Annotated in this window: 13 protein-coding genes; 4 read left to right on the top strand and 9 right to left on the bottom strand. The window is 67.5% G+C overall.

Translation table 11 applies throughout. From position 1 onward, the window contains the following. Positions 1–3,373, bottom strand: a 3,373-nt coding sequence (locus tag GSQ76_RS27455; RefSeq protein WP_216851322.1) for a hypothetical protein, incomplete at its 3' end; no start/stop codon positions are given. Between the two features lie 250 nt (positions 3,374–3,623). Here GSQ76_RS27455 and GSQ76_RS27450 point away from each other — a divergent pair. The 4 genes from GSQ76_RS27450 to GSQ76_RS27435 are packed head-to-tail and all read left to right on the top strand — an operon-like array spanning position 3,624 to position 7,309. Continuing rightward, a complete protein-coding gene (locus tag GSQ76_RS27450) occupies positions 3,624–4,538 on the top strand; it encodes a fumarylacetoacetate hydrolase family protein (protein WP_158747241.1) in 915 nt (304 codons plus the stop codon). 12 nt (positions 4,539–4,550) lie between these two features. After that, positions 4,551–5,534 carry a DctP family TRAP transporter solute-binding subunit gene (locus GSQ76_RS27445; RefSeq protein ID WP_158747240.1) on the top strand — a complete coding sequence of 328 codons (984 nt, stop codon included), beginning with the start codon at positions 4,551–4,553 and terminating at the stop codon, positions 5,532–5,534. Continuing rightward, the gene (locus GSQ76_RS27440; RefSeq protein ID WP_158747239.1) at positions 5,521–6,003 is read left to right on the top strand and encodes a TRAP transporter small permease; all 483 of its coding nucleotides are present in this window, start codon (positions 5,521–5,523) and stop codon (positions 6,001–6,003) included. Before GSQ76_RS27445 ends, GSQ76_RS27440 begins: the two co-directional genes overlap by 14 nt. 7 nt (positions 6,004–6,010) lie before the next feature. Beyond that, entirely contained in the window at positions 6,011–7,309 is a 1,299-nt protein-coding gene (locus tag GSQ76_RS27435) for a TRAP transporter large permease (RefSeq protein ID WP_158747238.1), read from the top strand. A gap of 1 nt (position 7,310) precedes the next feature. On the opposite strand, the gene GSQ76_RS27430 is transcribed toward GSQ76_RS27435, so the two are convergent. The 8 genes from GSQ76_RS27430 to GSQ76_RS27395 all read right to left on the bottom strand — a co-directional run bounded on the left by GSQ76_RS27430 (position 7,311) and on the right by GSQ76_RS27395 (position 14,084). After that, positions 7,311–8,165, bottom strand: coding sequence for a DUF697 domain-containing protein (locus tag GSQ76_RS27430; protein ID WP_158747237.1), 855 nt, complete (start codon positions 8,163–8,165; stop codon positions 7,311–7,313). Next, positions 8,162–9,412 (bottom strand): YcjX family protein, encoded by a 1,251-nt coding sequence (locus GSQ76_RS27425; RefSeq protein WP_174247408.1) that lies wholly within the window; start codon positions 9,410–9,412, stop codon positions 8,162–8,164. The genes GSQ76_RS27430 and GSQ76_RS27425 overlap by 4 nt, the downstream gene beginning before the upstream one ends. 80 nt (positions 9,413–9,492) lie before the next feature. After that, positions 9,493–9,885: a lactoylglutathione lyase gene (gene gloA / locus GSQ76_RS27420; protein ID WP_158747235.1), complete on the bottom strand. Its 393-nt coding sequence runs from the start codon at positions 9,883–9,885 to the stop codon at positions 9,493–9,495. After that, positions 9,882–10,742, bottom strand: coding sequence for an LpxI family protein (locus GSQ76_RS27415; RefSeq protein ID WP_158747234.1), 861 nt, complete (start codon positions 10,740–10,742; stop codon positions 9,882–9,884). Before GSQ76_RS27415 ends, gloA begins: the two co-directional genes overlap by 4 nt. Positions 10,743–10,746: 4 nt before the next feature. Then, positions 10,747–11,580: an acyl-ACP--UDP-N-acetylglucosamine O-acyltransferase gene (lpxA, locus tag GSQ76_RS27410; RefSeq protein ID WP_158747233.1), complete on the bottom strand. Its 834-nt coding sequence runs from the start codon at positions 11,578–11,580 to the stop codon at positions 10,747–10,749. Between the two features lie 81 nt (positions 11,581–11,661). Beyond that, positions 11,662–12,144: a 3-hydroxyacyl-ACP dehydratase FabZ gene (gene fabZ, locus GSQ76_RS27405; RefSeq protein ID WP_254070669.1), complete on the bottom strand. Its 483-nt coding sequence runs from the start codon at positions 12,142–12,144 to the stop codon at positions 11,662–11,664. 2 nt (positions 12,145–12,146) lie between these two features. Continuing rightward, a complete protein-coding gene (lpxD, locus tag GSQ76_RS27400) occupies positions 12,147–13,181 on the bottom strand; it encodes a UDP-3-O-(3-hydroxymyristoyl)glucosamine N-acyltransferase (RefSeq protein ID WP_158747232.1) in 1,035 nt (344 codons plus the stop codon). Positions 13,182–13,187: 6 nt separating this feature from the next. Then, complete coding sequence (locus GSQ76_RS27395; protein ID WP_254070668.1) at positions 13,188–14,084, bottom strand: OmpH family outer membrane protein; 897 nt, start codon at positions 14,082–14,084, stop codon at positions 13,188–13,190. Positions 14,085–14,090: the final 6 nt, after the last annotated feature.

Below are 14,090 nucleotides of genomic sequence, written 5' to 3'. Positions count from 1 at the left end.
CCAGCTGCGTGTCGGCCAGCACCCGGATTTCGGTCGGGGTCATCGCGGCGACCTGTGCGGTGGACAGCCCGCTCATCTGCGTCGTCGTCAGCCCCGACAAGGCCAGCGCCGGTAGGGAAGCAACCTGCCGCGTGGTCAACGCGGCCATTTGCGCCGGGGACAGCCCGGCAGCCTGAGTGTCCGACAAACCGGCCAGGCTCGTCACGGTCAGGTTGGCGATTTGGCTGGTGGACAGGGCAGCCAGCTGATCGTTGCTGAGCGCGCCCAGGCTGGTCGCGCGAAAGCCGCGAAGCTGCGTGGTGGACAATGCCGTCATTTGCGCGTCGGAGAGATTGCTGATCTGGTCGGTGCTCAGCCAACCCAGTTCGGTTGCTGTGAACGCGGCCAATTGGGTCGGCGCCAGCGTGCCCAACTGCGTTGCCGTCAGCCCCAGCACGTTGGTGGTGACCAGTGCGCCGATTTGCACGGTGGTGAGCGCGGCAAGCTGGCTGGTGGTGAAATCGCCGACATCGGTGCTGGTGAGGACCGATATCTCCGTCGTCGTGAGCGAGGCAACCTGCACCGGCGTCAGCGCCGCGATCTGCGTATCCGCCAGCGAACGCAATTGCGCCGCTGTCAACGCGCCAACCTGTGTCGTGGACAGGGCCGCGATCTGCCCCGTGCTGATGCCGGACAAGCCCAGGGCGGATAGCGAGGCAACTTGCCTGGTGGACAACGCGGCGAGCTGCGCCGTGGTGAGGGCGCCCGCCTGCGTATCGGACAGCCCGGCAATGCCGCCGACCCCGACCCAGGCCATCTGGCTGGGCGACAACGCCGCCAATTGCGCGGTCGTCAAAGCCCCGATGGCGACCGAGCCCAACCCCTGCATCTGGCTGGTGGACAGGGCGGCAATCTGGGTGGTGGCCAAGCCGCCCATCTGGATCGCCGTCAGCGCGCCCATCTCCGTCACTGTCAGCGCCGCCAACTGCGTGGGCGCCAGCGCGCCGATCTGCGTCGACGTGAAGCCCTGCATGTTCGTCGTCAGGAACCCGGTCATCTGCAGCGGCGACAGCGCGGCCAGCTGCGAGGTCGACAGCAGCCCCACCGCTGCCACCGATAGGCCGGAAATCTGTGTCGTGCTGAGCGTGGCGATATCGGCCGGGCTGAGCGAGGCGATCTGCGTATCCACCAGCATCCGTAACTGGGTGTAGGACATCGCCCCCACTTGCGCGGTGCTGAGCGAGGCGACCTGTCCGGTGGACAGGCCGGTGATGCCGGTCGTGGAAAGCCCAGCCACTTGCTTCGGCGTCAACACCGCCAATTGGTCCGACGTCAGCGCTGCCGTCTGCAGATCTGACAGGCCGCCCAGCGCCGAGGTGGTGACCCAGGTCAGCTGCGCCGGGGTCAGCGCCGCAAGCTGATCGTTGGTCAGCGCCGCCATGTCGCCGGAGTTCAACCCACGCACCTGGCCGGTCGCCAGCGAGGCGATCTGGCTCGGTGCGAAATAGCCGATCTGCGCGCTAGTGAGCCCTCCGAGCTCGGTCGTCGTTAGCGCCGTCAACTGAGTCTGGCTCAGCGCATTGATCTGGTTTGCCTGCAGCCCCTGGATCCCGTTGGTGCTGAACGCGGCGATCTGCGTCACCGCCAGGGCAGCGATCTGGGTGGTGAGCAGCGCCCCCACATTGCCCGCCACCATGCCGCCCAACTGGGTGATGTTGAGCACGGCCACCTGGCCGGTCGTGAAGGCGCCCATCTGCGTTGTGTTCATCGCCCGGAATTCCGTGGCGGTCAGCCCGGCGACCTGCGTCGTGGTCAGCCATGGCAAAGCAGTCGTGGTGAGCGCAGCGGTGGCGGTGGTGGAGAACGCGGCAATTTGCGTCGCAGTCAACGCGCCGACCTGGTCCGACGTCAGCGCCGCCGCCTGCATGTCGGTCAAACCGGCAATGGCCGCCGTCGAGAGCCCGGCGATCTGGGCCGGCGTGACGGCCGCCATCTGCGTGGAGTTTAGCGTGGCAATGGCGGCGGACGTCATGCCCGCGAGTTGCGCCGGCGTCAGCGTCGCGATTTCCCCGGCGGAGAAGGCGCCGATCTGCGTCGTCGTGAGGCCGCCCAACTGCGCTGGAAGCAACGCCCCCAGCTGCGCCGTCGACAGCGCCCCGATCTGCGCCGAACCCAACCCGGACACGCCGCCCCGGCTGAAGGCTGCGATCTGGCTGGTGGACAGCACGCCAAGCTGGTCCGTCGTCAGCGCCCCGACGGCGCCGGCGCTCATCCCGTTCAGCTGTGTGACCGTCAGCGCCGCGATCTCCGTCAGCGGCAGGGTGGCGATCTGGGTTTCCGTCAGCACGCCGATCTGCGTGGTGGTCACGCCGCCGAGTTGCGCGGTGCTGAGCGCGCCGAGCTGCGTGCTGCTGAGCGCGGCAAAGGCGGTGGTGGTCAGCGCGCCTGCCTGGCTGCTGGTGAGCGCCGAGAATTGCGTGGAGGTCAACGCCGCGGCCTGCGTGTCGGCCAGTCCCTTGACCGCGGTTGGCACCAATGCGGCCACCTGGTTGGCCGACAGCGCGTTCAATTGCAGCAGAGTGAACAGGCTGACCTGGCTGGAGCTGAGGCCCGAGATCTGGACCGGGTCCATCGTCGCCAACTGGGAGGGCAGCAGCGCACCGATCTGCGTCGCGTTCAGCAAGCCCATTTCGGTGGGCGTCAACCCAGCGAGTTGCGTGTTGCTGAGCGAGGTGAGCTGTGTGCCCAGCGCGGCCACCTGCGTCCGGGACAGCCCTCCCACCTCCGCCGCCGAGAACGAGGCGAATTGCGATGGCGTCAGCGCCGCCAGTACCGTGTTGGACAGGCCGGCGACTGCGGTGCCGGCGATCGCGCCCACCTGCGACGCGGACAAAGCAGCCAGTTGCGTGGTGCTGAGCCCCGTCATCCCGGTGACGGACAGGCCGCCGATCTGCGTCGTGGTGAGCGAGGCGAGGCGGGTGGTGGAGAGTGAGGCAACCTGGCTGGACGCCAAGCCACCCGCCTCCGTCGCCGTCAGCGCCGCGAATTGCGTGTCCGACAGAGTGGCGAGCGCCGTCGTGGTCAGCCCCATGATCGACGCCGGGGAGAGAGCGGCAATTTGCGCGGGCGACAGCACGGCCAATTGCGTCGTCGTCATCGACCGCAACTCGGCCGCGGTGAGCCCGGCAAGTTGTGCCGGGGTCATCACCGAGATTTCCGCCGGGCCGAACGCCGAGAATTGGTTGCCATTCATCGCCGCGAGTTGGCCGGCGCTGAACCCGACCTGCGCCGTGGTGATAGAGGCGATTTGCTGCATGGTGAGCGCGGCGACCTGATTCCCGGACAGTTCGGACAGCTGCACACCCGTGAGCTGTTCGAAATCCGTAATCGTCATCTGGCTCAGCCGCGTTGGCGCGATCGCCTGCAGCTGTGTCGATGTGTATGATGCGACCGATGTAACCACGCCACGTCTTCAGCAAGCGCGGTGCCACAGAAATTTGGCGGAAAACCGCCGTTTTATCGGTGCACCGCCTCTGCCTACCCGGCAATGCACGCCGGGTCCCGGCAATTCCTGCCGGCCGGTGCGGCCTTGACAGGACTCCCGCCCAACCCCGAGCGTTCGGCAACGCCGAACAGGGGTTCACATGACGGACATTCCACCCGCCTGGGCCGTAGCGACCGTCGAATGCGCGGGCACGCCCGTGGCGTGCCTGGAAGTCGCCGGGTCGCTGTATGCGCTAGCGCCGTCGCTGGCGCGCGTTGGGCTGCCGGGGATGCAGAGTGTCGCCGCATTGTTCGCAGACTGGGGTGTTGCCGCCCCTGCCCTCTCCCATGCGGCCACGGTGGTGGACCAGGCGGACCTGGTGACCCCAGTCCGGCGGCTGGCGCCGTTGCTGTATCCGGGCAAGATCCTGTGCGCCGGGGCCAACTACTTCGACCACCTGGCGGAAATGGGCATGCCCGGCGCCAAGAAGGCCGACCAGCGCCTGTTCTTCTTCATGAAGCCGCCGCGCAATGCCGTGGTGGGTGAGGGCGACACCGTGCTTATGCCGATCGGCACCAACGCCTTCGATTGGGAGGTGGAACTGGCCGCCGTCATCGGCACGCGCGCACGCAACGTGGTAGTGGAGGATGCCCTGTCCCATGTCGCGGGATGGACCGTAGCGGTGGACTTCTCCGCCCGCGACCACAACCGGGCGCCGGAGACGTTCTACAAGCTGGATTGGGTGGCCGGCAAAGCCAACGATACGTGCTGCCCGATGGGCCCGCGCATCGTGCCATTCGACGCATTGCCGAACCCGCAGGATGTGGGGCTGACGCTGGATGTAAACGGCGTGCGCAAGCAGAATGGTCGCTCCACCGAGATGATCTTTTCCGTCGCCGAGCAGATCAGCATCGCATCCCGCATCATGACGCTGGACCCCGGTGATGTGCTGCTGACGGGAACGCCCGCCGGCGTGGGCGTGCCCAAGGGAACGTTCCTCGCCGTGGGTGACCGGGTGGACGCCGCGATCGAGGGCATCGGCACGCTCAGCACCCGGATACAGCCACCGCAATAAGGGGGGTACGCCGTGATCATCCGACGCAGTTTGCTGGCCGGTCTCGCCGCACTTCCGCTGGCTCGCCCGTTCGTGGCGCGGGCACAAACCGCGGCGCTGCGGGTGTCGACCGCAGCGCCGCCCAGCGACTTCCTCAGCAAATCGCTGGAGGGCTTCAAGGAAGCGGTGAACGCGGCGAATGCGGGCATCAAGGTCGACGTGTTCCCCGCCTCCACCCTGTTCAAGCAAGGGACGGAGGTACCGGCGCTGCAACGCGGCACGCTGGAAATGAGCACGATGACCACGTTCGAGGTGGCGCAGCAGATCCCGGAAATGGGGCTGTTCAACCGCGCCTATTTGTTCCGCGATTACGACCATCTGCGACGTGTCTTCGATGGCCCTGTCGGCACGGACTACCGGGCGCTGGTGGCGGACAAGATGGGCATCGTGATCCTAGCCACGACGTATCTCGGCACGCGGCACGTGAATTTGCGCCAAGCCCGGCATGTCGCCGCGCCAGCGGATTTGTCGGGGGTGAAGATGCGCATGCCTGCCGGGCCCGAATGGCTGCTGCTGGGCCGCACCATTGGGGTGAGCCCGGTGCCGATGGGCATGCCGGAAGTGTACTTGGCGCTGAAAACCGGGACGATCGACGGACAGGAAAACCCGCTCTCGGTCATGTCGGCGGCCAAGTTTTACGAGGTGACGCAGCAGGTGGTGCTGACCACGCACATGATCCAGCCGGTGTTTATCAACGTCGCCAAACCCGCCTGGGATAAGCTGAGCCCGGCGCAACAGGCCGTGGTGCAGGATGCGGCGGCAAAGGCGGCCGCGGCCAACCAGGATGGGCGTCTGGCGGACGAACGATCCATCATCGATGCGCTGAAGGAGCGGAAACTGCAGGTGGATGCGATCGACCTCGCGCCATTTCGCGCCCTGGCCGACAAAGTCTACGCCGATTCCGACGCTGCGAAGGCGTGGGATGCCGGTTGGATGAAGCGGGTTGCCGCTGCCTAAGTTTCTGCACAAGGCGGCCGAGCTGGTTGCATGCGCGATGTTCGCCTGCGTGTTCGTCGTGTTTCTGCTGAAAATCGTGATGCGCTACGCCGCCGGGGACGCGCTGGCGTGGGCGGATGAAGTGTCCACCGTGCTATTCGTGTGGATGATCTTCTGGACCAACGCCTTCATCGTGCCGGACCGCCACCAAATAGCGTTCGACCTGCTGTACCGGCATTTGCCGCCAGCTGGCCGCCGGGTGATTGCCGCATTGCGCTTGTTGCTGGTGGGCGGCCTGTTCGCTTGGTCGTTGCCCGGCGTGGTGGATTACCTGCGGTTTCTTTGGCGGGAACGCACGCCCGTGCTGCAATGGCGGCTGGACCTGGCCTATGCCTGTTTCGGCATGTTTGTCGCCGCGGTGGTGGTGCGATCCGCGTGGCACTTGGTCGCTCTGGCGCGCGCCAACTGGCGCGACGAGGTTAAAATATGACCGGGCCATGTCCGTAGGATTATCCATACTGGCGGCCGTCTTCCTAGGTGCGGCGGTCTTAGGCTCCCCCATCGGGTTGTCGATGCTGGCGGGTGGCTTCGCGTATCTGATCGCGACGCATCAGGATGTGGGCCTGGTCGTCGACCAGACGATGAACGGGCTGTATAATTCCTACCTGCTGATCGCCGTGCCGCTGTTCATCTTCGTCGCCAACATGATGAACGCCAGCGGCGTGATCGAGCGGCTGCTCACGTTCGGATTGGCCTTGGTCGGCCGCTATCCCGGCGGGCTGGCCCAATTGAACGTGGTGTCCAACCTGGTGTTTTCCGGCATGAGCGGCAGTGCCGTGGCAGACGCCGCCGGGCCCGGGCTGATCGTGGCACGCATGATGACCAAGGGCGGCCGCTACCCGGCGGGATTCGCCGCCGCCACCTCCGTTGCATCGGCCACGATCGGGCCGCTGGTGCCACCGTCGATCCCGATGATCTTTTACTCGCTGATTGCCAATACCTCGGTTGGCGCAATGTTCCTGGCGGGGCTGGTACCGGCGATGCTGATGGCGGGCGCCTTGATGGTGGCCATCGGCATCATCGCGCGGCGCCGGGACTTTCCGCGCGAGGCGCCGACGCCGTTTTCCGCAATGCCCCGCCTGCTCTGGCGCGCGCTGCCACCGCTGGCGCTGCCCGGGCTGCTGCTGGGGATCATCTATTCCGGCATCGCCACGCCGACCGAGGCCGCCGCCATCGCAGCGGCCTATGCGCTCGTGCTCAGCCTGGTGGTGTATCGCACGCTGCGTCTGCCAGCTCTCATCCCAGTGATCCGCGACACGGTGCGCACCACGGCATCCATCGGGCTCATCATGTCCGGCGCCTTCGTATTCAACTACGCCATCGCCAATGAAGGTGTGCCGGGCGCGTTGCAGGCGCTGCTGCTGAGCCTGAACCTATCCGCCACCGGATTTCTATTGTGCATCAACCTGCTGATGCTGGTGCTGGCGGTGGTGATCGACGAAGTCACCATCCTGCTGGTCGTGGTGCCGCTGCTGGTGCCGGTCGCGCAAGGCATCGGCATCGACCCGGTGCATTTCGGCGTCGTCGTGGTGGTGAACATGATGGTAGGGCTGGCCCTGCCGCCGCACGGCCTGCTGCTGTTCGTGGTGCAGGGCCTCACCGGTACGCCGCTTGGTGAGATCTTCCGCGAAATACCGGTTTTCATCCTCACGATGATTCTGGTTCTGCTGATCGTCACCTTCGTGCCCGACCTGGCGCTCGCCCTGCCGCACGCCGTCGGCTACGACACGCGCTGAGTTATTCGGGTGGCAGGGGATTGCAGGCGGCGGCGGTCGATCGCGCCAGAAGCACCATGCGGCGCGCGGCGATCCCGGCGCCGGCCATTTCGCCCAGCGCATGCGTCAGCAACGGATTGGACAGCAGGGCGTGGGCGGCGGCGTTGATCGCGGCCTCCGACCCGGCGACCAACCCGGCCGCCAGCACACTGCGCCGAACCAGCCCCAGCGTGCCGAGTAGGCCCGGGCGCATGCCGTGCAGCGCCGCCACCTGGCGCACCAGGCGAATGCCGCGCCAACTCACCAGCAGCACGGCCAGCGCCGGGGCTGGCGTGGCCGCGATGCCGGCCGCCATTTGGAACGCCGCACTGCGGCCCAGCGCATCCGACCGGGCGCGCAGATTGGCCGCCGGGCCGGCGCGCAGCAGGGCGATGATGGCATCGGGGTCGTTCGCCGCATCGATGGCGGGGACCAGCGTTTCGGCCTCGGGCAGGGTTGCGGCCCAGCGGCGGGCGGCTGCGTGGATCCGGCCGGCCTCCCCGCTGCCCAGCGCTGCACGCAAGCGATCTACGCGGCCCAATGCGAACAGCCCGCGCAATTCGCGCCAGATCGATGCAAACAACAGCCCAAACCCGGCGACGGCGACCGCCAACGTCACCCAACCCAGCCAGGCCGCACGGTCGAATTGCGACAGGACGAAATTGCCCGTCTGCAGCGCGGCCAGCCCAACGACCAGCACCGCAACGCCCGCAAGCGCCAGTGTGGCGCCACCGGCGCGGGGCGCCGGGTCGACCAGCGCCTCGGCCACCGGCATCTCTGGATCCAGCCGCGGGGCTGTCGCGTCCTCGATGATCACGCGGGGGCCGGGCGGCCTCATAGCAAATCGTCCAGTAGGAAGGTGAGCAGGGCATCCAACTCGATATGCGGGACGCCCGCACGGCCGGCACCGGGGAGGCGCGTCGGCTCGAACGCTGGCAGGTCGAAGAACTCACCGGCCCAGAACGTGTCATCCGGTGGCGCGTCCGGCACCTCGCCGGGGTAGGACAACCCTACGCCCTGCCCGGCGATCCGCCCCCGTACGGCGGACACGGCGCGCCCGTCCAGTTTCATCGTCGCGTCCTCCGTGCAGCGGATCGAGCTGATGGCGAAATGCCGCGTTTCCACATCGCCGCCACCCGGCGTCAGCGCCGCGATCAGCGCCCGCAAATTGCCGCGCTGCCGGCTGGCGACGTGGTCGGCCTTGGTCGCGGCATAGGCGACCCGGCGGATGACCGGCGGCGGGCGGCGCAGGCTGAACAATGCCGCGATGGTTTCGGTAAACGACGCCCGCCAGCGCAGCGCCCCGGCCGCCGCCGTCAGCGCCGCCTGCGCGTCGGCGAAGCTGTCCCGCCCGGTGTGCAGCGCCGTCAGCAGATCGGCCAGCACCACCATCCGATCCAGATGGCCAAAGAGCGGCGACACCAATCCCTCCCGCACCGAGTCGCGATAGGCGTCGTATCGGTCGGTTAGCAGGCTGGCCAGGCCACCTCGGCCGCGCATCGGGAAGAAGCCGATCCAGGGTGGCTCGGCCCCTGGCGCCGGCATCAGGAAGCGACCTGGTTGCAGGAAGACCATGCCGTCCTCATCGCGCAGCCGGTGCATCGCCTCGCGATACAGGCGATGGCCGGTCGCGGCCAGCGCCTCGTCCCGCGGGGCAGTGCCTGGCAGGCCGGCAAGGAATTGCAGAAATGGCTTTGCAGCGTCCGCGCCCTCCAACCGGCGCAGCACACCGTCCGACCAGGCCGCAAACTCCACCGCCAGCAGGGGCAGATCCAGCAGCCATTCGCCGGGATAGTCCAGCAACTCCAAGCGCAGCACCCGTGGCGGCAGACTGCCGGCGAGGCCCGAACGCGGCACCGTCAGGTCCAGTGCGAGCAGCGAGACCGCCCCGGTGCGCGCAGGCCAGGATGGCGGGTCGGCGGCCAGGGCCTGCAGATGCGCCCCCTCGTCGAAGCGCGGCACTGGGCCAGCACCGATCGAGGCCAGGCGCACGCCCAATCGCCTGCCACCCAAACGTGCCGACAGCGCCGGCAACACCGGCACGCCCGCGCCCATCGCCAGCAGATTGGCCGCCAGCGAGGTCAAGAATGCGGTCTTGCCGGCCCGCGCCAGGCCGGTGACACCAATACGAACGGTGCCACCGACCAGGTCGGTGAGCGAAGGGATCAGCTTTCGCGTTGGATCAGCTCGATCTTGTAGCCATCGGGGTCCTCGACGAAGGCGATGATGGTGGTGCCGTGCTGCACCGGGCCGGCAGGCCGCGTCACCTTGCCGCCGCCAGCCTTTACCGCCTCGCACGACGCGGCCACGTCCGGCACGCCGACAGCCAGGTGACCGAAGCCGGTGCCAACCTCGTAAGGGGTCTTCTGGTCCCAGTTATGCGTCAGCTCGATCTCCGCCTGGTCGGGATTGGCGCCGTAGCCGACGAAGGCCAGGGTGTAGCGGCCGCCGGGCACGTCGCGGCGGCGAAGTTCCTTCATGCCCATGAGGGTGGTGTAGAACGCGACTGATTTGTCGAGATCCAGAACGCGGATCATCGTGTGCAGATAACGGCTCATGACGCCTCTCCGGTGTGTGGGTCCAGGCCGAGCAGGAACAGCCCGGCCGCATCCGCCCGGGCCACGCAGTCCGCCCGGTCGGTAAACAAGGTGCCGCCTGCCTCGAACGCAATCCCCCGTAGGCCGGCTGCAGCAGCAATGTCGATCGTGCGAGGGCCGATCGTTGGTAAATCTGCACGGCGATCCTGCCCCGGTTTCACCAGCTTGACCAGAACACCGCCTGGCCCAGGGCGGCTGAGCCCGGCGGCGCGGGTAACCATGGCATCCGTGCCCTCGATCGCCTCCACCGCCAGCACGATGCCCTGCTGCACAACGCAGCCCTGGCCGACATCCACCTGGCCCAGCGCTCGCACCACGGCTACGGCACGGGCAATATCGGCCGTTGCCTCCGCATCCGGCACGGCGCGGGACAGCAGGCCGCGGGGGCCGATCGCCTCCGTCAGCACCTCGTGTGCGCCGAGGACGCGAAAGCCTTCGTCGCCGAGCACCTTCACGATGGCGGCAAGGAATCCGTCGTCCCCGGCGAAGGCGGCACGGCCAATGCGGGCCAGCAGCCGGGCGCCCTCGGCGTCTGGGCGGAGATGTAGCAGGGAGGGGCGGCGGACCGGTCCGACCAATACGATGTCACGGCACTGGTGGGTGCGAAGCAGTTCCAGGATGCGCCCGGCAGCGCCCAAACGAGCGGGGGCATTGGGAAACGGCGCCACGACCACCGGTTCGGCGAAGCCGTCCAGCGCCACGATGAACACCGGGCGCCCGGCCGCAATCGCCGCCTCCGCCACACGGCCCGGCAGCGGGCCACCCCCTGCGATGATGCCCAGCGGGGCGCCCTCCTTTGGGGCCGGCCCGGCAGTCATGGGGTCAGCCCTCTTCCTCGGTCGCGAGGGGCGCGGTGCGGATCAGGCCACGTTTGCTGTGGACGCTGGCGAAGGCCACCATCTCCATCACCAAGGGCTGGTCGGCATATTGGGCACGCACTGTTTCCAGCCGCTGGGCGAACACACCCTCCGACCCGAAGAGCGTGCGGAACGCAGCGCGGATCGTATGCAGCCCGGCCTTGTCTACGCCGCGGCGGCGCAGGCCGATCACATTCAGGCCCGCCAAGCGCGCCCGGTTGCCGATAACGCTGCCGAAGGGAATGACGTCCGCCTCGACGCCAGAGACGCCGCCGACCATGGCAGCCCGGCCGATCCGCACGAACTGGTGCAGCGCCGCGGCGCCACCGATGACGGCGCCATCACCAATTTCCACATGACCGCCCATCACCACGTTATTGGCGATGATGACGCCGTTCCCCAGTTCGCAATCATGCGCCACGTGGACGACGGCCATCAGCAGGCAGTCGGCGCCGACGCGAGTGATGCCCGTGCCCGTCACCGTGCCGCGATGAATGGTGCAATGCTCGCGGATCTGGGTGCGCGCGCCGATTTCGCAGCGCGTCGGCTCACCCTTGTACTTCAGGTCCTGTGGCGCAAGCCCGACGGTACAGAACGGATACAGTACCGCGCCATCGCCGATGCTGGTATGGCCATCGACCACGACGTGGCTCACCAGCGTCGCGCCCGGGCCGATCTCCACGTCCGGACCGATGGAGCACCACGGGCCGATGGTCGCATCGGGGGCAACCCTGGCGCCTTGCGCAACAATGGCAGTGGGATGGATGGTCAAAACCGCTCCGCCCTGGCTAGGGAACATAACATGGGTGAATCCTTGCAGCCGGGGCAACCATGCGACGGCATTGCCGAGTTCGCCAAAACACGTGTTGTTACGCCGGTCTTATTCGCTGGGCGTCTGGCGATCCATGATCATGGCGGCGAACGTCGCCTCCGCCACCGAAACGCCGTCGACCGTGCCGACGCCGTGGAATTTCCACACATTGGCGCGCCGCCGCTCCTTCACGACGCGCAGGCGCAGCTGATCGCCCGGCACGACCGGGCGGCGGAACTTCGCGCTCTCGATCGTCATGAAATACACCAGCTTGCCGGCCGCATCCCCACCCAGCGTTTCCACCACCAGCACGGCCGCGGTCTGCGCCATGCTCTCGATGATCAGCACGCCGGGCATGACGGGATGGTTGGGGAAATGGCCCTGGAAGAATGGCTCGTCCACCGAGACGTTTTTCACGCCGATGGCGGAGTGATCCAGGATGACGTCCACGACCCGATCGATCATCAGCATCGGGTAGCGATGCGGGATGTCGTGCATGATGCGCGCGATATCCAGCGTTTCGAAGGTCACAGGCGGCTGAATGCTATCCACGCTTACGCTTCCCCCTTGGCGGGGCGGGCTGTCAACTTGCGTAATACGGCGACACTGCGAAAGAATTCGCGCACCGGCACGGCGGGCGCGCCCAGTACGTCGGCCCCTGCCGCAACATCCCGCATAACTCCAGATTGGGCGCCGACACGTGCCTTGGCCCCGATCCGAAGATGGCCAGTAAGGCCCGCCTGCGCCGCAACCACCACGAAATCCTCTAACACGGTGGAACCAGAAATCCCCGCCTGCGACACAACAATGCAGCAGCGCCCGAGGCGGACGTTGTGACCGATCTGCACCAGGTTGTCGAGGCGGGAGCCAACCCCGATCACGGTATCCTGAGTCGATCCACGGTCGATTGTGCTGTTGGCCCCGACTTCTACGTCGTCTTCCAGCACGACGCGGCCCAATTGCGGCACGGTGACAAAGCCGGCAGGCCCAACGGCGAAGCCAAATCCGTCCTGCCCGATCCGGGCGCCGGTGTAGACATAGACCCGCGCGCCTAGAATCGCATGGCTGATGGAGGCCAAAGCCCCGACCCGGCAATGCGGCCCCATCTGCACGCCCTCGCCGATTACGGCGCCCGGACCGATCCGGCAGGACGCACCGATTTCGGCCCCGGCGCCAATCACCGCGAGCGGCCCGATCTCGGCCGTTGGGTCCACAGTCGCGGCTGGGTCGACGACGGCGGAGGGATGGATGCCCGGCTTGGCCGGTGGCGCCGGGTAAAACAGGGCGGCCGCGCGAGCCCAACCGAGATATGGCTCTGGCGTCACGATCGCGATCGTCGTCGCGGGCACCCGTGCAGCCATATTGGGGTGCACGATCACTGCACCCGCACGCGTCGCTTCAAGCAGCGGTACATACTGCTTGTTGTCGAGGAAGCTCACATGCTCCGGACCAGCGGCCTGGAGCGGTGCCACGCCGTGCAGCATCAAATCCCCCGCCACGGCCACGCCTGCCGCCTCTGCCACGGCAGAGACAGCATGCGGGCCTGTGCGATGGAAGAACCGCGCGTCGCCTGCGCTAGCCGCGGTCACAGCCTGTTACCGCTTGGCTGGTGGCGCAGTCGGGGGCGCCGAGGCGGGTGTCGCAGGCGTCGCCGGGGTAGCAGCCTGGGCCTGGGCCAAAGGTGAGACGCCATCCGGCGGGATGGTGACCGACGGCATCACCTTGTTCATCTGCTGCGTCACCTGGTCGGTGATGTCGAACTCGTTGATGTTCAAGGCGACCTGAGCCCGGTGCAGCACCAGGTTCATGCCCCGGCTCTCCGCAACTTGACGAATGACACCGATCAGCGTCCGCTCGATCTGGCTGAGCGAGTACTGCGCCGTCTCCTGGATGATGCGGTTGCGATCACGGAAGCTCTTCTGCGCGTTGGTGATACGCTCCTGCAGCTCCCGCTCCTTGGCGCGAACCTGGTCGGGCGACATCGACCCGCGCTGTGCTGCGAGCTGCTGCTGCAGGTCGCGCCAGGCAGCCTGCTCCTTTTGGGCGTCCTCGTTCAGCTTCTCACGCCGTTCGCCTATCACCTTCTCCACCTGCTGGGAGGCAGTGGCGGCGCGCATGATCTCCGGCACGCCGAGCACGCCGATGACGGCGGCAGGCGGGGTTGCGCCCTTCGGCAGGGCGGGCAGGTCCGGCACGGGGATGTTCGGCAGCTGCACCGCAGCCTGCTGATCCGGCGCGTCGACGGCATCGGTGCCGCCGGGCACGCCAGCCATGCCGCCCTGGATCTGCACCGGGGGGGGCGGCGGCAGGTTCTGCTGCACGGGGGCAGCAGGGCGGGGTGCCGGACGCGGGGCCGGGGTCGCGGGCCGAGCAGCAGGCGCAGCGTTATGCTGCGGCGGGATGAAATATCCCTGCGCAGACGCCTGACCGACGCCGGCTAGTAGGGCCGCAGCGGCAAACAGCGCCGTGCGGAAGGGCGGGCGGGTGGTCAATTTGGT

The sequence above is a fragment of the Acidisphaera sp. L21 genome (assembly GCF_009765685.1).
GTDB lineage: Bacteria > Pseudomonadota > Alphaproteobacteria > Acetobacterales > Acetobacteraceae > LMUY01.
The sequence above is the reverse complement of the archived record's forward strand: the minus strand, read 5'-3'. Positions and strand labels throughout refer to the sequence as shown.